Consider the following 19,012-nt stretch of genomic DNA (forward strand, 5'->3'; position numbering starts at 1 on the left):
GAGGGTGTTGCAAAACTCATAAATATCCAAAAATGAATGCATAAAGAAACCCGTTTTCCTGGAAGAATGATAGTATCCTAAAACTATCTCCAGAAAGGACGGATTTACTAGTATGATAACCAATTTTGATCAAAATCAATCCATTTTACAAATTTTATTTGCCTACGTAGACAGTTTAACCATTGGAGGCGTTCCGCCTATGACAGGCCGCCCACCCATCTGTAGAAAAGCTTTACTCAAATGTTTTTTTATAAAAACGGTATTCCAGATCAATTCATTACGTAAGTTAACTCGTTTTTTACATCAATATCCTTCATTTCGTGTATCTTGTGGCCTTTCGCTTGTTCCTCATATATCTACTTTTTCACGTGTAGGCACTTGGTTTCGCAACGAAGAAATTCCGTTGCTTCATAAACAAATTCTTCAAGAAAAGAATTTAGGGTTAATTCCGTGCGTTTTAATTGATAGTACAGCCTTACGGAGTAGTTTATATGATTCTCAAGCGAAATGGGGAAAATCTACTCGCTATGGTTGGTATAAGGGATATAAAACTCATGTCTGTTCTACACCAGAAGGTGTTATATTGTCGTATGCATTTACAACCGCAAATGTACATGATAGTAAAATAGCTCCTGCATTGCTTCGGGATATACAAAACCAAAATGTGTTATTTTCCGTTGCAGATGCCGCTTATGATAGTCAGCACATTCATGAAATTGCCGGAGCATGTGATATCTTTGCGATCAATCCAATTAACCCGCGTAATAGCGGACCAATCAAAAGTACACATCGTCGTGTAGTGTCTCATTTTCTACAAACTACCTTTGGCAAACAGTTGATGAAAGAGCGTGGAAAAATTGAACAACAGTTTAGTCATCTCAAAGATAAAGGGCTGGAACAGCCACGTTGGTATGGTCAAAATCGCTATCTATTGCATGTTCAGCTAGTTTTTCTGATTCATAACATTGCATATTTATTTTAGTTTTGCAACACCCTCATTATTTTTAAAATGGCTAGGAAAAAAGGAGTCTAGTACATTTAGAAAAATGAATAAGATAAAAGTAGTAGGTACTAGTATTTTGATTTTAATGATGCCGTTTATTTTAAATACAATCCTCCAGACATTGAATAAAACATGGTATTACGCAGGAAAAACAGGGGTAGAAGCAATAGAATATAAAAAAGAAGATAGCCAGTGTAGAATGGAGAAAAATGGAGAGAATATCCAACCGAAGTGCATTGTTACTTTAAAAAATTATCGTAATCATTCACAAGCATTAAAAGTTGTTTTATATGATAATGCAAACGAGAATTCAAAAAGCTATCCAGTATCGAAACCAGTCTATTTACAAAAACATGAGACAAAGCAATTCGAATTTCAAGTTCCTGTTTCTTATAATAGAGGTATTGAAAAAGATAAAGTACCAAATATTAAATTACATTCATTGCATGAAAATGATACGAAATACAATTAATCTGTAAGTAAAAGTTTATTAGTAGGAGCAAGGATTTGAAACGATATAGAAAATCAACTTGAATCATCCAACATACTGCGAGGTAACGGTATATTGGATGATTTTTTTATGTTATCCCCTTTTTTCACGTATGAAAAGGAGGAATACTTTGGTGGAAATGAAAAACATCACAAGGATCATACATGGTTTTTACTTTACGCAATCTTTGAAAATTAGAGCCATAATAACTAGTTTGCCAATTTTTAATGTCGATATCGGGCCAGTTCACATAGTCACCTAGTGTATAAGGATCTAAGCTTTCTCGTAAACCTTTAACCCAGCGTATATTTCGATTTTCTTCATCATCGCATTTCCAAGAGGTAATGTATTCTTGAGCAATAATTGCTTTACGATGAAAATAAGCCGTTTCATTCGGCGAAATATTTTCAACAGCACCTATGAGCGATTGATGCCAAATACTAGCATCTTTATTTGGGGTATGAGAAAGAAAGGATTGCATGATTTGAATGCCTTTAAGGGGAATAGGTTTATAGACATAGGAACCAGAGCGCTTGAAATTTTCAGGGATGTTACCGCCATTAAAAAATTCAACAGCCTTTATATAAGGAACTTCTTCTATAAAGAGAGAGGGGCTACCAGTTTCAAGAAGAGGTGATAATAGGGAATGGAGTTCAGAGGGAGAACCGACAAACTCACCTTGTGCTTCAATTTTATTTCGTTGCTTGGCGAATAATTCGATCGATGAAGTGAGACGTTCATCTATATAAGGTGCCCAGTTTTGCCACGCTTGAAATGCAGCAATAAAGTCTTCCCATTCCCATGTAATTGAGAAAATTGATACATTTTTTATCGGGTGGACTCGAAAAGTTAAGGAAGTGACAATTCCGAAGTTTCCACCACCGCCACCACGGCATGCCCAAAAAAGGTTAGAGTTCTCTTGTTCATTTGCACGAATGAGTTTTGCACCAAATTTTCCACATGCTTGTACCATTTCCACTGCCATTAATTGATCACATGTTAATCCATATAAGCGCGAAAGCATACCAATACCACCACCAAGTGCTAATCCAACAATTCCAACGCTTGCACTTGTACCAGCAGGAATTGTAACACCGTAATTCCAAAGTTCTTTATAAACAGTGCCAAGATTTGCACCAGCCTCAATTGTTGCTGTTAATTTCTCTGTATTAACAGTAATGCGATGCATTTCACTCACATCAATAATAAGTCCTCTATTTAAAAGAGAAAAATTTTCATAGCTATGACGTCCACTTCTTAACCGAAATGGTATATGACGTTCACGTGCCCATTTTAAGGCGTTACAGACATCCTTGTTATTTTGACAAAAAACAATAATACAAGGGAGTTTTGGAATACTTAAATTTAAATTCATTCGGGCTACGTCGTAGTCAGGATCTGTGGGAACAACGATACGACCTGTTAGTTTTGTTTGCTTCAATTTATTACTCCTTTCTAAAATAATCAGAGTTTTTTATTAATATATGAAAAATGTCTGTAATACGCGTGGACAAGGAGAGGTGAAGAATGAGATTTACCTTTGTGAGAAATAAATAAAGCATAAGAATAAAGAATCTACATAGAGTTCAATGAAAACAGTTGCAAACTGTTCATATTTTGTTATGATAGTGTTACGAAAACGTTTGCATAAAATTTCCGATGGGATGCAAAAGGAGAGAATGACTATGAATAAGACATGGTGGAAAGAAGCGGTTGCTTATCAAATTTATCCACGAAGCTTTATGGATTCAAATGGTGATGGTATTGGAGATTTACAAGGTATTATTGCAAAACTGGATTATTTAAAAGATTTAGGTATAGATGTAATTTGGATTTGTCCAATGTATAAGTCGCCTAATGATGATAATGGTTATGATATTAGTGATTATCAAGATATTATGGATGAGTTTGGTACAATGGCAGACTTTGATGCTTTACTAGATGAAGTTCATAAGCGTGATATGAAGCTTATTATTGATTTAGTTATTAATCATACGAGTGATGAACATCCATGGTTTATTGAATCACGTTCATCTAAAGATAATCCGAAGCGTGATTGGTATATTTGGCATGATGGTAAAGATGGTGCGGAGCCAAACAACTGGGAAAGTATTTTTAATGGTTCGGCATGGGAATATGATGAAGAAACAGAACAATATTATTTACATTTATTCTCACGTAAACAACCAGATTTAAACTGGGAGAATAAAGAAGTTCGCGAAGTACTATACGATACGGTTAATTGGTGGCTTGATAAAGGTATTGATGGTTTCCGCGTTGATGCGATCAGTCATATTAAAAAAGAAGAAGGCCTCAAGGATATGCCAAATCCAAAAGGGTTAAAATATGTGCCATCTTTTGATAAACATATGAATGTGAAAGGTATTCAACCTTTATTAGAAGAGCTAAAAGAAAATACATTCTCTAAGTACGATATTATGACTGTTGGTGAAGCAAATGGTGTTAAGATTGAAGATGCTGAGCTTTGGGTTGGAGAAGAGCAAGGTAAGTTCAATATGGTATTCCAATTTGAACATTTAAGTTTATGGGATGCAGAGAAGAAGAAAGACCTTGATGTTGTAGGATTGAAAAAAGTATTAACGAAATGGCAAAAAGGATTAGAAAATAAAGGATGGAACGCTTTATATATTGAGAATCACGATAAACCACGTATCGTTTCAACATGGGGAGATGATAAACAATATTGGCGTGAAAGTGCAACAGCTCTAGGGGCGATGTATTTCTTTATGCACGGTACACCTTTTATTTATCAAGGCCAAGAAATTGGTATGACAAATGTTCAGTTACCAAATATTGAAGATTACGATGATGTAGCAATTAAAAATTTATATCGCGAGAAAATTGCAGAGGGCGTACCACATCAAGATATGATGGAGATTATATGGGCTTCTTGCCGCGATAATTCACGTACACCTATGCAGTGGAATGATGAGATGAATGCTGGTTTCACGACAAGTACACCTTGGTTTAGCATGAATCCAAATTACAAAGAAATTAATGTTGAAAAGCAAAAAAATGAAGAAAAGTCTATTTTCAATTTCTATAAGAAAATGATTGCCCTGAAAAAAGAGCACGATGTACTGAACTATGGTACGTATGATTTACTTTTAGAAGACGATCCACAAATTTATGCATATACACGTACGTTACAGGATGAAAAAGTCATTGTAATTAGTAATATCTCAAAAGAGGAAGCTGTGTATAATGAGGGTTCATTTGCACTAGAACGCAAACGTTTGCTTTTAAATAACTATGAAGTTGCGGAACATGAAGAAGTAACAACAATTGCTTTAAAGCCTTATGAAACAAGGGTTTATCGCATTTCATAATAAAAAAGGATGCTCTTTGAGCATCTTTTTTTATGAAAAAAAATAAATTTCTATTGCAAAGTGAAAACGCTTTTATTAAAATAGATTTATGAAAACGGTTGCGTAAAGATAAAAATAAAGTAACATAAGGAATCGTTTTCATAAAGGGAACAGAAATTATAATTTAAATCATTATGTTTTTATAAATAAAGGGGAGGAAGAACAGATGAAAATTACGTCTTTTGATTTTTGGCAAAAGTTCGGGAAAGCGTTATTAGTTGTTGTAGCCGTAATGCCAGCAGCTGGTTTAATGATTTCCATCGGTAAGTTAATTGGTATGTCTGCTGGGGATGTTAACGCAGTTCATACAATCGCTCGCGTAATGGAAGACATCGGTTGGGCAATCATTACAAATCTACACATCTTATTCGCAGTAGCAATTGGGGGATCTTGGGCGAAAGATCGCGCGGGTGGTGCATTTGCAGCGCTATTAGCATTCGTCTTAACAAACCGAATTACAGGAGCTATATTTGGGGTAAACGCTGAAATGTTAGCGGATTCAAAAGCGAAAGTTTCTTCAGTAATAGCGGGAGATTTAATTGTAAAAGATTACTTTACTTCTGTACTTGGTGCACCTGCATTAAACATGGGAGTGTTCGTAGGGATCATCACAGGTTTCTTAGGAGCTACTTTATATAACAAATATTATAACTATAATAAACTGCCACAGGCATTAGCATTCTTTAATGGAAAACGATTTGTACCATTCGTTGTAATTCTTTGGTCTACAGTTACTGCGATTGTATTATCACTTCTATGGCCATTCATCCAAAGTGGGTTAAATGAATTTGGTCGCTGGATTGCAGCTTCAAAAGATAGTGCACCAGTTGTTGCACCGTTTGTATATGGAACGTTAGAGCGTTTATTATTACCATTTGGTTTACACCATATGTTAACGATTCCGATGAACTATACAGAGCTAGGCGGAACATATACGATGCTAACTGGTTCAAAAGTTGGACAAGTTGTAGCAGGACAAGATCCATTATGGCTTGCATGGATTACAGATTTAAATAATTTATTAGCAAATGGAGATACGAAGGCATATAACGATTTATTAAATAACGTTGTACCAGCTCGTTTCAAAGCTGGACAAGTTATCGGCTCAACAGCAGCGTTAATGGGGATTGCATTTGCGATGTTCCGTAACGTTGATAAAGAAAAGCGTGCAAAATATAAACCAATGTTTTTATCAGCAGCATTAGCAGTATTCTTAACAGGTGTAACAGAACCAATTGAATTCATGTTCATGTTTATTGCTCCAGTATTATATGTTGTATATGCTATTACAACAGGACTTGCATTCGCGTTAGCTGATTTAATTAACTTACGTGTTCATGCATTTGGATTTATTGAGTTAATTACACGTACGCCAATGATGGTTAACGCAGGTTTAACAAGAGACTTAATCAACTTTGTTATTGTTTCATTAGTGTTCTTCGGTCTTAACTTTACACTATTTAATTTCTTAATTAAAAAATTCAATTTACCAACACCAGGGCGTGCAGGTAACTATATTGATAATGAAGATGAGGCATCAGAAGGAACAGGAAATGTACAAGACGGTTCATTAGCAACAAAAGTTATCGATTTATTAGGTGGAAAAGAAAATATTGCTGACGTAGATGCTTGTATGACGCGCTTACGTGTAACAGTAAAAGATTTAGATGTTGTTGCACCAGAAGCACAGTGGAAACAAAATGGTGCTTTAGGACTTATTGTAAAAGATAAAGGTGTACAAGCGGTATATGGTCCGAAAGCTGACGTATTAAAGTCAGACATTCAAGATATGTTAGGTGCGTAATAATATGAAATTGCTAACTTTAAACTGTCATTCTTGGCAAGAAGAGAATCAAATAGAAAAGATACAATACCTTGCTAAAGTAATTCAAGAAGAAGAGTACGATGTCATCGCATTGCAAGAAGTAAGTCAGTCCATACAAGCTGAAAATGTATGCGGTAACAAGAAAAAAGATAATTTTGGACTTTTACTATTAGAAGAGTTAAAAGCGCTACATGTAAAAGATTACAATATTACTTGGGATTTCTCTCATATTGGTTATGACGTGTACGAAGAAGGATTAGCGATTATAACGAAGCATAATATTATAAAAGAAGATACGTTCTTCATTTCAGAAAACGAGGATACGACGTATTGGAAAACGCGTAAAATTGTAAGTACAACAATTGCTTATAATGGTAAGGATATAACGTTTTACTCTTGTCATCTCGGTTGGTGGAATGATGAAGAAGAGTCATTCAAAGGTCAAGTCGATCGCTTGATGGAGCGTGTAGATAGCAATAAGCTCGTCTTCTTAATGGGAGATTTTAATAACAATGCTCGATTGAAAGGCGAAGGTTATGAGTATATGATGCAAAAAGGGTTGTATGACACATATGAATTAGCAATAGAGAAGGATGAAGGAACGACTGTCCAAGGTGAGATTGCTGGTTGGGATGAAAATAAACATAATTTGCGAATCGATCTAATATTGTGTAACCAAAGTAAAAAAGTTCATTCTTCAAAAGTTATTTTTAATGGTACAAACAGAAATGTAATTTCAGATCATTTCGGTGTAGAGGTTCAATTGGATATATAATAGAAGAAATCCTCACAGAGAATAAAAGCTGTGAGGATTTTTTTAGGAATACAAGTATTTCCAAGAGAAAATACTTGTATTTTTTATGACATTTCATATATATTTGTTATTATTGAATGTAAAACCGATTTGGTCATTTTGTATTCATACTTTGACTCACTTCGTTATATAATGAAGTAAGTGAAAGTTAATGGGAAAAAATAGTGCGTTTTTGGTTAATACACGATGTAGAAAGTGATATAATTGCAAAATGTATGTATCATTTTCTAAAGAAGGAAAAATATATAATTAGGTGATAACTTCTATGAAACAGATTTGGCGTATTTATAAGACAGATTTACGGAATGTAGCCAAACATTGGGCTGCAATTGTTATTGTTTTAGGATTAATGATTTTACCATCGTTATATGCATGGTTTAACATTAAAGCTTCTTGGGATCCGTATGGAAATACAAAAGAGGTTCCCATTGCAGTTTCTAACCAAGATGCAGGTTCTAATTTAAGAGGGAAAGATATTAATATCGGGAAAGAGATTGTAGACTCCCTTAAGAAAAACAAAAATCTTGGCTGGAAATTTGTAGATGAAAAACAAGCAATTTACGGAGTTGAGCGTGGGGATTATTATGCAAGTATTACGATTCCAAAGGACTTCTCTGAAAAAATTGCAACTGTTCTGGATGAAAATCCTAAAAAACCAGAACTGGATTACTATGTGAATGAAAAAGTAAACGCGATTGCACCGAAGATTACAGCAAAAGGTGCATCAGGTATTACAGAAGAAATTAGTAAAAACTTTGTTAAAACAGCAAACGGTGAGATTTTTAAAATTTTCAATGATCTTGGAATCGATTTAGAAACAAACTTACCAAGTATCGAAAAAGTAAAAGATCTTGTATTTAAGTTAGAAGCGCAGTTCCCAGAAATGAATACACTTATGGATAAGGCGTTAGATGATGCAACTCGAGCAGAAGATGTTGTGAAAGTAGCGCAGAAAGAGTTGCCGGTTGTAGAGAGTGTTATTAATGATGGGCAAGAAGCGTTAGGGAATTTAGATAAGTTCTTTGCAAACAATGATCAAACATTGCAAAATGCACCTGCGACGATACGAAATCATTTAACAGCGGCTAAAAATGTAATGGATAAAGCTAATGCTTTTACGGATTTTTTAATGCATCCGGGAATAGATTTTTCTGGTATGAAAGGATTGCCTGAGTTTCCAGCGCGTCCGGATCTTTCAAAGTTGAACGATGAAGGTTATAAAAATATTGCAAGAAATATTAATCAAACAGTGAATAATGTTTTAAACTCGGCACGTGCAGGAACAACATATGGTAAAAGTGTTGTAAACGGATTGCAAAATGGTCAATTTGATCCAGAAAAGGCAAAACAAGATCTTAATGCGGTTTCTGAAAATCTTCAAGGTCGTACAGATAGTATTGCATATCTTATTAATGTATTTACTGAACTTCAAAAGTCAGCGACGACTGATTTTGGTCAAAGCTTTTTCCAAGGGCGAGTGGATCGCTTAACTAAGCTAAAAAGCGGTATGGAAAATGCAAACAAGGGTATTAAAGATATTGTAAATGTTATCGGTACAGGACAAGAAGTAAAGAAAGATGTAACAGATGTAGCGAATCAAAAGTTAGATGCAGCAAATGGATTAATTGATCAAGCTGAAAAAGATTATAATGAAACGTTTGTAGCAGATTATAAAAAAGCAGTTAGCACAGTCGATCAAGCTAAAGTTGATGCAAATGCAGCATATGATAGTGTGAAAAATGAATATGATAAGTTCAAAAATGGTGTTGAAGATGCTAAAGCAAACATATCAAATAAAGGTGTAACTGATTTAGAGTGGGCAAAAGTATCTTTAAACGATTTAAATGGTCAATTACAAGCTACTAATAATCTAATTGGTGATGCGATTCCGGTTTTAGAAAGCACAAATAAAGTATTAGCAGATGTAAATAGCGGAAAAAACCTTAATGGCGGAATTGCAAAATTGAACAAAATACAAAATTCTGTTCAAAAAGGTATAGATGCAACGAATAAGGCAACTACACTAATTAACAATGGACAGAAGCCTACAAAAGAAGTTGTAGAAAGTATTAATGAAGCAAGTCAAAATGCTTCAGCTCAATTAGGAGATTTCTTAGCAACATATGATTCAGAAATCGTTCCAAACTTTAACACAGCAATTGAACGTACGAAACGTATGTCTAAAAATACATCTCAAATTTTAAAAGAAGCAGACAAAAAGCTTCCGGATGTTAAAAAGTTACTAGAAGATTCATCAAAAGGCTTAGTAGACGGTAGAAAGAAATTAACAGACATTAAAGCTGAAATGCCGGAGACTGAGAAAAAGATTAAAGAATTGGCAGATAAAATTCGTGATTTTGAATCTGAAGAGGATTTAAAAGACATCATACGCTTATTGAAAAACGATGTTGAGAAGCAAAGTGATTACTTTGCGAATCCAGTAAATTTAAAAGAAAATAAATTATTTGCGATGCCGAACTACGGTTCAGCAATGTCACCATTCTATACAGTGCTTGCATTATGGGTAGGCGCATTATTAATGGTTTCATTATTAACAGTAGAAGTACACGAAGAAGGCGCGAATTATAAGAGCCATGAAATTTACTTCGGACGTTTATTAACATTCTTAACGATAGGTCTTTCACAAGCGTTTATCGTATCAATGGGAGATATATTCTTACTCGGTACGTACGTAGTCGATAAGTTCTGGTTTGTATTATTTAGTTTATTTATTGGTGGAGTCTTCGTTTGTATCGTATACTCACTCGTTTCTATTTTCGGAAACGTTGGGAAATCGATGGCGATTATTTTACTTGTACTGCAAGTAGCAGGATCGGGCGGAACATTCCCAATCCAAATGACACCAGCGTTCTTCCAAGCGATTTATCCGTTCTTACCATTCACATACGCAATTAGCGCAATTCGTGAAACAGTTGGCGGAATGCTTTGGGATATCGTAACGCGAGATTTACTTGTGTTAAGTGCTTTCGTAGTAGTTATGATTGTTGCTGCGTTATTACTGAAAACACCAATTAACAAATCAAGTGAAAAATTTGTTGAGAATGCAAAAGGAAGTAAAATCATTCACTAAAATAAAAGGTTCCTACCGATAGAGGTAGGAACCTTTTTGTTTAATCAAATTTTAATTTTTTTAATGCTTCTGCGAATGGGTTATTTAATGGTTCTTCTTCTTTTTTCTGTTGTTTCATATATTTTTGAACGTCGCGTTTATCGGCTTTGTTTCCAGATTCTTTTTTACGTCGTTCTTGGAATGTTGATAATTTCTCACGATAGCCACATTTACATGCGAAAATTTGGCCTGCACCCTCACCACGTAATTCTAGTTTCTTCTTACATTGCGGACAGCGAGCGTTTGTTGTACGAGATACATTTTTACGATGACCACATTCACGATCTTGGCATACGAGCATTTTTCCCTTTTTGCCGTTTACTTCTAGCATTGGTTTACCGCAATCTGGACAAGACTTCGTTGAAATGTTGTCATGTTTATATTTTTTATCACTCGATTTAATTTCAGAAACGATTTCTTTCGTATAGTTCTTCATTTCAGAAATGAATACTTCTTTTTTCAATTTACCTTTTGCGATAGCCTCAAGTTTTTGTTCCCATTCACCAGTTAGTGTAGGAGATTTTAATTCTTCTGGTACTAAATCAAGTAACTGGCGACCTTTTGAAGTAATGTGAATATCTTTACCACGTTTTTCAATTAAGAATGAATTGAATAGCTTGTCGATAATGTCTGCACGTGTCGCTACAGTACCTAATCCACCAGTCGATTTTAACGTATCAGCAAGTTGTTTATTTTGCGTATCCATATATTTTGTAGGATTTTCCATTGCTGAAAGTAAAGTCGCTTCGTTAAATCGTGCAGGTGCTTTTGTTTGACCTGATGTTTGCATAATTAACTTTACAGCTAATGTATCGCCTTTCTCAATGTGAGGTAGAAGTTGCTCTTTTACGTCATCAGTTACATCATCATCTTCAAAGCGATTTTCATATACTTCTTTCCAACCGGCATGTAGAATTGTTTTTCCGCGCGCAATGAACGTTTCATTGCCAACCTTTGTGCGTAACGTTAGTTGCTCATATTCGAATGCCGGGAATAACACAGCTAAGAAACGTTTTACAACTAAATCATAAATTTTGCGTTCTTTATCTGTGAATGCTGAGAAGTTCACGTATCCTTCTGTTGGAATAATCGCATGATGATCGCTTACTTTACTATCATCAACAAATGATTTGTTAGGTTTGATAGGCTTTTGTAATACTTTATGTGCGAAGGGACGGTATTCTCCAACACCACATGCTTTTAGACGTTCTGGAAGTGTTCCAACGATATCAGATGAAATGTAGCGTGAATCTGTACGAGGGTACGTTAGCACTTTATGCTGTTCATACAATTTTTGCATAATATTTAATGTTTCTTTCGCAGAGTAACCGAACTTTTTATTCGCATCACGTTGCAATTCAGTTAAATCGTAAAGACCAGGAGAGAATGACTTCTTCTGTTTCTTATCAATTTCCACAACAGTAGCATTTTGTTTATCTAAACTTTTTACAATACCATCGATTTTTTCTTTATTAAAACTACGGCTATTGCCATTTGCATCTTGCCAAGTAAGTTTGAGCTTCTCCATTGTTTGAGCTTCGATGCCGTAGTAAGTTTGTGCTTTGAAGTTCTTTATTTCATCCTCACGACTAGCAATCATAGCAACAGTAGGGGTTTGTACACGGCCGCAATTTAACTGGGCATTAAAGCGAGTCGTTAAAGCACGAGTTGCATTAAGACCGATATACCAGTCAGCTTCTGAACGCGCAACTGCTGAAGCGTATAAATTGTCATAGGCTTTACCTGGTTTTAAATTTGCAAAACCATCTTTAATTGCTTTATCGGTTACAGAAGAAATCCATAGACGTTTGATCGGTTTATTAATGCGAACCTTATCAATAATCCAGCGAGCGACCAATTCTCCTTCACGTCCAGCATCTGTCGCTACAATAATTTCATTTACATCCTTTCTAAGTAGCTGGCTTTTCACAGCATTGAATTGTTTCCCAGTTTGTTTAATAACCGTTAATTTCAAACGCTCCGGTAGCATCGGTAAATCTTCTAAATTCCACTTTTTATATTTCACATCATAGCTTTCTGGGTCTGCTAATGTAACGAGATGGCCTAAAGCCCAAGTTACAATATATTTACTACCCTCAAGATAGCCGTTTCCTTTTTTATCACACTTCAGTACACGAGCAATATCTCGTGCAACGGAAGGTTTTTCAGCGATTACAACGCTTTTTGACATATTAAAAACATCCTTTCAAATTTCCATAAGTTAAATATAGCATACATCTTCTTGAGATTCAGTTTCGCTCCATATTTCAGCTGTTTTTAATGGAGTTAACAAAATCCCAACTGATTAAAGTTTCACTTTATCAGTTGCCTCTATATTAAATAGAAAAAGTAAAGAACTTGTTATTTTACTAGAATAAGAGTAGACTTTGAAGTAGATGAATAAGAAACACATGGGAGTTTGTGGATACAAACTGAGAGTATGGCTACTAGTCCGTCATTGACCATTTGAACCTGTTGGATAATGCCAGCGTAGGGAGAGTGTAAAAGCACATATTCAGGCACTTTGCGTACGCGCAAAGTGTCTTTTTGTGTATCTCCCATCATTATAGTTAGGAGATGAAAAGGATGAATATGAAAGAAATTAGTAAAGTAGTGGATTTGGTGAGAGAATCTAATCCGCTCGTTCATAATATTACAAATGTTGTTGTAACAAATTTTACTGCTAACGGTTTGTTGGCACTTGGGGCATCGCCTGTAATGGCGTATGCAAAAGAAGAAGTAGCAGAAATGGCTAGCATTGCTGGAGCGTTAGTATTAAATATGGGAACACTTCGTCCTGAGGAAGTAGAAGCGATGTTACTTGCTGGTAAATCAGCAAATGTGAACAATGTGCCAGTACTATTTGATCCAGTTGGTGCAGGAGCAACTTCGTATCGAACAGAAGTTGCGAGACATATTCCAGCCGAAATAGATTTAGCAATTATCCGCGGCAATGCGGCTGAAATAGCAAACGTTATTAATGAGAAATGGGAAATTAAAGGGGTAGACGCTGGTACTGGAAATGGCAATGTTGTAAGTATTGCAAGGCAGGCAGCAGACGAATTAAATACAGTTGCGGTTATTACTGGAAAAGAAGATGTTGTTACAGATGGAGAGAGAACTATTGTTATTCGAAACGGTCACCCTATTTTAACGAAAGTTACAGGAACAGGTTGTTTACTAACGTCTGTAATAGGAGCATTTGTAGCAGTGGAAAAAGATTATGTAAAAGCAGCAGTAGCAGCATTAACGTTTTATGGTGTAGCTTCGGAACTGGCAGCTGCTAAGACCGTGGAAAAGGGACCTGGTAGTTTCCAAATTGAATTTTTAAATCAGTTAGCGAATACTACTGCTGGTGATATTGAGAAGTATGGAAAGATTGAGGAGTTAGAGTAAGGGGGATGAAACACATGATGCGCATTGAAACAAAGAAGATGTCTAAGTTATTACAAGTGTATTTTATTATGGGAAGTAATAACTGCACGAGGGATCCTTTAGCTGTATTGAAAGAAGCATTAGATGGTGGAGTGACACTTTTTCAGTTTCGCGAGAAGGGGGAAGGTTCTTTAATCGGAGGAGATAGAGTGCGCTTTGCAAAAGAATTGCAGACGCTTTGTAAGGAATATAGTGTTCCTTTCATTGTAAATGATGATGTAGAATTAGCCATTGAATTAGATGCAGATGGTGTTCATGTAGGGCAAGATGATGAAGGAATTACATCGGTTCGTGAAAAAATGGGAGATAAAATTATCGGTGTATCTGCTCATACAATTGAAGAAGCACGCTTTGCAATCGAAAACGGAGCAGATTATTTAGGCGTTGGACCTATTTTCCCAACGAGTACGAAAAAAGATACGAAAGCGGTTCAAGGAACGAAAGGATTAGCTTATTTTAGAGAACAAGGAATTACAGTGCCAATCGTTGGTATTGGTGGGATTACAATTGAAAATACAGCGGCAGTTATAGAAGCGGGTGCGGACGGTGTTTCAGTTATTTCAGCAATTAGTTTAGCTGAATCTACGTATGAAAGTACGAGAAAATTAGCTGAAGAAGTAAAGCGAAGTTTGTAGAAAAGGACATGTAGTATTTTAAGTGCTACATCGAGAAGTAGACTGCCCAAAAAATTTAAACAAAAGTTTGATTAAAAAAGCACAAACCTTTTTAAATAAAGGTTTGTGCTTTTTCTTTAAAACATAATTGAAATTAAGAGCATTCCAATTCCGATAGAAGTAAATGTTGCAATTAAGCCTGGAATCATAAAGCTATGATTTAATACGTATTTACCAATACCTGTTGTACCGGTACGGTCAAAGTTAATGGCAGCAACGATTGTTCCATAGTTCGGAATGAAGAAATATCCATTTACTGCAGGGAACATCGCAATCAGTAGCGCTGGTGGAATACCAAGGGATAGTCCAAGTGGCATTAAGGCACGTACTGTTGCTGCTTGGCTGTACAGTAAAATAGATAGAATGAATAGTGCGATGGCAAATAGCCAAGGCGCACTTGTTACTAAATGCTGAATAGATCCTTGAATCATATTTAAGTTTCCATTAAAGAAAGTATCTCCCATCCAAGCGATACCGAAAATTGCAACAACTGCTGTTGCTCCTGCTTTAAAGACGTTACCAGACACAATGCTTTCTACATTTGGTTTACAGAAAATAATAATAAGAGCCGCGATAGTTAACATAACCATCTCAATTGTGTTCGGCATGGAAAGACGGGCTAACTTCCCATCAACTATCCATCCTGGACGAAGTGCTTCAAATGAACCAAGAAGTACAACAAGGAAGGTTCCTACAAGGAAAAGGATAACTGATAATTTTGCGCCCTTTACACCTACAAATTCTTTTTTCTCTTCAAGCTTAGGAATCATTCCTTCTTTTAATCGTTTTAAGTATTCAGGGTCTTCATTTAATTCTTTTCCCATCTTACTAGCAACAAATGCTGCTAACATACAAGCAATGAAAGTAGAAGGAATACTCACTTTTAAAATATCTAATAAAGTGATTTTATAGTCAGCTAACATTGCTAAAAGAGCAACTGTGGCAGCTGAAATTGGACTAGCTGTAATTGCTTGCTGAGAAGCGATTACGGCAATCGACATTGGGCGTTCCGGTCTAATCCCTGATTCACGAGAGACTTCTGCAATAACAGGAAGTACAGAATAGGCAACGTGACCAGTACCTGCACATAGTGTGAATAAATAAGTAACAATTGGAGCAAAAAAAGTAATACGCTTTGGATTTTTTCGCAATGCTTTTTCAGCTAGATGAACAAGATAGTCCATTCCTCCAGCAGCTTGCAAAGCACCAGCAGCTGTAATTACTGCCAAAATCATAAGCATTACATCGATAGGAGGCGCGGTTGGTTGTAGGTGGAAGACAAAAACGAGTATTGCCATACCAACTCCACCCATTACTCCTAAACCAACTCCGCCTAGGCGTGCACCAATAAAAATACAGAGTAACAAGGTAAGAAATTGTAGCCAAAACATGATAAACTACCTCCGAAATTCATTAGTTAAGATATATTCGAATAGTTTAATTTGAATGAAAATTAAATAAATACCCGAAGAAATCCTTGTTATTTATACATTTTTTATTATATAACACAAAAAAAGTAACATTCACGTACTTTTTGAAATTATTTTGAAAAAGCAATGCATTAAAAATTTGTATTTATATCTCTAAATAAGTAGACATTTTGATTTATATGTTGTAATCTTTGAAAGAGAATAAATTAATTCTCATAGAACTCCCATATCGTTCAACTCGTTCAGCGAGAAAGGCAAACTGATGGAAACATGAGGACGCAAAACTACAGGAGCTAAGGTCGAAAGGCTACGCTAGCCAGTTACCGGACGGATAGGGTTGGTCTTGGCCAATGCTTTTACATTGGCTTTTTTTTATTCTCGAACATATTGAGAAACATTTTCAAACAAAATATTCATATATTTTGTTTTTTTGTTTATGTTGATTAAGGAAGGTGGATATTAATGAAAAAATATTGGCATAAGTTATCGTTCCTTCAAAAGAACGTCTTATTAACCGTATTAGTTATTTTGACACTTGTTGGAAGTATGGGTGCGTTAAGTTTCAACATGTTTCAAAATAGTATGATGTCTTTATTTGAAAGGCAGTCTATTGAAACAGGAGAAATAGTATTGAAAAAATTGGATGTAGGATTAGTTAGAGACATGGCGAAAGATCCTACAGCCGAAAAAGTGAAAAAAGAAAAGTTAACAGAGAAATTAGATGAAGTGTCAAAAGAATTGAAAAGCGTTGGACAAACGTATGTTACAGGAGCAAAGCCGAATGAAAAGCGAGAATTACAACTTGTTGGTTTGACTACAGAGTTAACAAATGCGTTTCCTATAAAGCCGGGAGATTATTATGAACAACCCGCTCATTGGATGAAGGCATACGATAAAGTGATTGATACGAAAAAGGCCCAAATAACAGAAGTATATGAAGATGAAATAGGTTCGTGGGTGACAATATTAGAACCAATTACAGATGGAGAAAACAATATTGTTGCAATTGTTGCGGCTGACTTAGATGCTTCCATTGTTCCTATTACAAAAGAGAAGTTTATGATACAGGGCTTACTCTTTATCATTATTTCATTAGCAATTGCGACTATTACTCAATTCTTTATCGTGCGTCACTCGTTAGCTCCATTAAAAGATTTACGAGAAGGGTTACGTAAAATTGGTGAAGGTGACTTGAGTATTAAATTAAAAGAAAGACCAGATGATATTGGAATTATTAATGTTTATTTCAATAACACGATTGAAAAATTTAAAGGGATTATAGATAAAGTAAGGCAAACTGCTGAGCAAGTTTCTTCTTCTTCACAAGAATTGTCGGCGAGTACAGAGGAAAACAGCATGGCAGTTCAAGAGATTGCAAGTTCTATTGAAGGTTTAAGAGTAGGGGCACAGTCTCAAAAAACTTCAGTACAACAATGTTTAGGAATTGTACATGGAATGGAAGATAAGGTAGAAGAAATAACTGGGGCTGCAAAACAAGTTGCGGTTGCTTCTGAAGGTATGGAACAACATTCAATTGAAGGTAATGAAGTGATTGGACAAATTATTAATCAAATGAGTTTAATCCAAAATGCAGTACAAGATTTATCTTCCATCATTTATTCGTTAGAAACAAGGTCAAAAGAAATTAGTGATATCGTAACTGTAATTACAGGTATTTCAAATCAAACAAATTTATTAGCTTTAAATGCTTCTATTGAGGCTTCACGTGCTGGAGCAGCTGGAAGAGGGTTTGCAGTTGTTGCTGATGAAGTACGAAAATTAGCAGAACAAACGGAAGCGTCTGCTAAAGATATAGCGAAATTAATTGGTGAAACACAAGCTGAGACAGAAGATGCTGTAGTTTCCATGCAAAAAGGTTCAAGAGAAGTAGAAACTGGAATTTCGCTTGTTCAAAGTAGCGGTGATTTCTTTGAAAAAATCTCAAAATCAGCGCAATCTGTTACAGATCAAGTAAAAGCTGTTTCTGGTAATTCGAGTGATATTTTACAAAATAGCCAGAATATCGTTCAAGTCGTAAATGAATTATCACATATTGCAAATACTTATGCCAACAGCAGTAGTAATGTTGAAGAAAGCATGAAAGAGCAAGAAATATCAGTACAAGATATTGCAGAATTAGCGACTTCTTTAAGTTGGCTTTCTCAGAACCTGTCTGAAATCTATGATATAATCTATACAAAAAAGGATGTTTCCTAATGATACATGATTATACCAGTAATATTACTCGTAAACAGTTTGAACTGATTCGTGAAGATTTAGAAAATGCACGGAAAACGACGCGCCCACGCACAGTTGATTTGTACGAGGTATTCTGCGGTGTACTATATTTGCTTACGACAGGTTGTCAATGGCGTAATCTGCCAAGGGACTTTCCAAACTGGAAAACAGTCTATTCCTACTACCAGATTTGGCGGAAAGTAGACGAGAATGGCATAAGTCTTCTTGAAAAAGTGCATAAAAAAATNCCAAAATGTGTTATTTTCCGTTGCAGATGCCGCTTATGATAGTCAGCACATTCATGAAATTGCCGGAGCATGTGATATCTTTGCGATCAATCCAATTAACCCGCGTAATAGCGGACCAATCAAAAGTACACATCGTCGTGTAGTGTCTCATTTTCTACAAACTACCTTTGGCAAACAGTTGATGAAAGAGCGTGGAAAAATTGAACAACAGTTTAGTCATCTCAAAGATAAAGGGCTGGAACAGCCACGTTGGTATGGTCAAAATCGCTATCTATTGCATGTTCAGCTAGTTTTTCTGATTCATAACATTGCATATTTATTTTAGTTTTGCAACAC

Annotated in this window: 11 protein-coding genes, 3 pseudogenes and 2 riboswitches; of the genes and pseudogenes, 11 read left to right on the forward strand and 3 right to left on the reverse strand. The window is 35.5% G+C overall.

Features of this window, described 5'->3' with window-relative positions; translation table 11 throughout:
- Positions 1–112: 112 nt before the first annotated feature.
- The gene (locus V6946_RS02025) at positions 113–982 is read left to right on the forward strand and encodes an ISNCY family transposase (protein ID WP_023520903.1); all 870 of its coding nucleotides are present in this window, start codon (positions 113–115) and stop codon (positions 980–982) included.
- Positions 983–998: 16 nt separating this feature from the next.
- Positions 999–1,475: pseudogene (locus V6946_RS02030) on the forward strand (ABC transporter permease); the annotation flags it as partial.
- Between the two features lie 124 nt (positions 1,476–1,599).
- On the opposite strand, the gene V6946_RS02035 reads toward V6946_RS02030, so the two are convergent.
- A complete protein-coding gene (locus tag V6946_RS02035) occupies positions 1,600–2,934 on the reverse strand; it encodes an FAD-binding oxidoreductase (protein WP_006916704.1) in 1,335 nt (444 codons plus the stop codon).
- 244 nt (positions 2,935–3,178) lie between these two features.
- Here V6946_RS02035 and V6946_RS02040 point away from each other — a divergent pair, with 244 nt between their 5' ends.
- The 4 genes from V6946_RS02040 to V6946_RS02055 all read left to right on the forward strand — a co-directional run bounded on the left by V6946_RS02040 (position 3,179) and on the right by V6946_RS02055 (position 10,612).
- Positions 3,179–4,843, forward strand: coding sequence for an alpha-glucosidase (locus V6946_RS02040; RefSeq protein ID WP_001044710.1), 1,665 nt, complete (start codon positions 3,179–3,181; stop codon positions 4,841–4,843).
- A 205-nt stretch (positions 4,844–5,048) separates the two neighbouring features.
- Positions 5,049–6,686, forward strand: a complete 1,638-nt coding sequence (locus V6946_RS02045) for a PTS transporter subunit IIBC (RefSeq protein WP_000705560.1) — start codon at positions 5,049–5,051, stop codon at positions 6,684–6,686.
- Positions 6,687–6,690: 4 nt separating this feature from the next.
- Positions 6,691–7,482, forward strand: a complete 792-nt coding sequence (locus V6946_RS02050; protein WP_006916699.1) for an endonuclease/exonuclease/phosphatase family protein — start codon at positions 6,691–6,693, stop codon at positions 7,480–7,482.
- Between the two features lie 304 nt (positions 7,483–7,786).
- Positions 7,787–10,612, forward strand: a complete 2,826-nt coding sequence (locus V6946_RS02055; RefSeq protein ID WP_006916696.1) for a YhgE/Pip domain-containing protein — start codon at positions 7,787–7,789, stop codon at positions 10,610–10,612.
- A gap of 40 nt (positions 10,613–10,652) precedes the next feature.
- Here the strand turns inward: V6946_RS02055 and topB are convergent, their stop codons facing one another.
- Positions 10,653–12,842, reverse strand: a complete 2,190-nt coding sequence (topB, locus tag V6946_RS02060; RefSeq protein WP_149149305.1) for a DNA topoisomerase III — start codon at positions 12,840–12,842, stop codon at positions 10,653–10,655.
- A gap of 210 nt (positions 12,843–13,052) precedes the next feature.
- Positions 13,053–13,165, forward strand: a riboswitch (TPP riboswitch).
- Between the two features lie 72 nt (positions 13,166–13,237).
- Between topB and thiM the strand changes: the two genes are divergently transcribed.
- Complete coding sequence (gene thiM / locus V6946_RS02065) at positions 13,238–14,047, forward strand: hydroxyethylthiazole kinase (RefSeq protein ID WP_001056105.1); 810 nt, start codon at positions 13,238–13,240, stop codon at positions 14,045–14,047.
- Between the two features lie 14 nt (positions 14,048–14,061).
- Entirely contained in the window at positions 14,062–14,721 is a 660-nt protein-coding gene (thiE, locus tag V6946_RS02070) for a thiamine phosphate synthase (RefSeq protein ID WP_006916691.1), read from the forward strand.
- Between the two features lie 116 nt (positions 14,722–14,837).
- On the opposite strand, the gene V6946_RS02075 is transcribed toward thiE, so the two are convergent.
- Positions 14,838–16,151, reverse strand: a complete 1,314-nt coding sequence (locus V6946_RS02075; protein ID WP_000498704.1) for an anaerobic C4-dicarboxylate transporter family protein — start codon at positions 16,149–16,151, stop codon at positions 14,838–14,840.
- A gap of 282 nt (positions 16,152–16,433) precedes the next feature.
- Positions 16,434–16,518: riboswitch (cyclic di-GMP riboswitch) on the forward strand.
- 134 nt (positions 16,519–16,652) lie between these two features.
- On the opposite strand from V6946_RS02075, the gene V6946_RS02080 reads away from it, so the two are divergent.
- The 3 genes and pseudogenes from V6946_RS02080 to V6946_RS02090 all read left to right on the forward strand — a co-directional run.
- Positions 16,653–18,407 carry a methyl-accepting chemotaxis protein gene (locus tag V6946_RS02080; protein ID WP_366982429.1) on the forward strand — a complete coding sequence of 585 codons (1,755 nt, stop codon included), beginning with the start codon at positions 16,653–16,655 and terminating at the stop codon, positions 18,405–18,407.
- Positions 18,407–18,673 (forward strand): annotated as a pseudogene (locus V6946_RS02085) (transposase); the annotation flags it as partial. The gene V6946_RS02080 and the pseudogene V6946_RS02085, both read left to right, overlap by 1 nt.
- 4 nt (positions 18,674–18,677) lie before the next feature.
- Positions 18,678–19,001 (forward strand): annotated as a pseudogene (locus V6946_RS02090) (transposase); the annotation flags it as partial.
- Positions 19,002–19,012: the final 11 nt, after the last annotated feature.

Source organism: Bacillus sp. PPSBB_2 (assembly GCF_045291115.1).
Classification (GTDB): Bacteria; Bacillota; Bacilli; order Bacillales; family Bacillaceae_G; genus Bacillus_A; species Bacillus_A cereus.

Bases quoted from the DNA above. Each gene is read 5' to 3' on its own strand.
- V6946_RS02025 (WP_023520903.1), top strand. From the start codon at position 113: ATGATAACCAATTTTGATCAAAATCAATCCATTTTACAAATTTTATTT.
- V6946_RS02040 (WP_001044710.1), top strand. From the start codon at position 3,179: ATGAATAAGACATGGTGGAAAGAAGCGGTTGCTTATCAAATTTATCCA.
- V6946_RS02045 (WP_000705560.1), top strand. From the start codon at position 5,049: ATGAAAATTACGTCTTTTGATTTTTGGCAAAAGTTCGGGAAAGCGTTA.
- V6946_RS02050 (WP_006916699.1), top strand. From the start codon at position 6,691: ATGAAATTGCTAACTTTAAACTGTCATTCTTGGCAAGAAGAGAATCAA.
- V6946_RS02055 (WP_006916696.1), top strand. From the start codon at position 7,787: ATGAAACAGATTTGGCGTATTTATAAGACAGATTTACGGAATGTAGCC.
- topB (WP_149149305.1), bottom strand. From the start codon at position 12,842: ATGTCAAAAAGCGTTGTAATCGCTGAAAAACCTTCCGTTGCACGAGAT.
- thiM (WP_001056105.1), top strand. From the start codon at position 13,238: ATGAATATGAAAGAAATTAGTAAAGTAGTGGATTTGGTGAGAGAATCT.
- thiE (WP_006916691.1), top strand. From the start codon at position 14,062: ATGATGCGCATTGAAACAAAGAAGATGTCTAAGTTATTACAAGTGTAT.
- V6946_RS02075 (WP_000498704.1), bottom strand. From the start codon at position 16,151: ATGTTTTGGCTACAATTTCTTACCTTGTTACTCTGTATTTTTATTGGT.
- V6946_RS02080 (WP_366982429.1), top strand. From the start codon at position 16,653: ATGAAAAAATATTGGCATAAGTTATCGTTCCTTCAAAAGAACGTCTTA.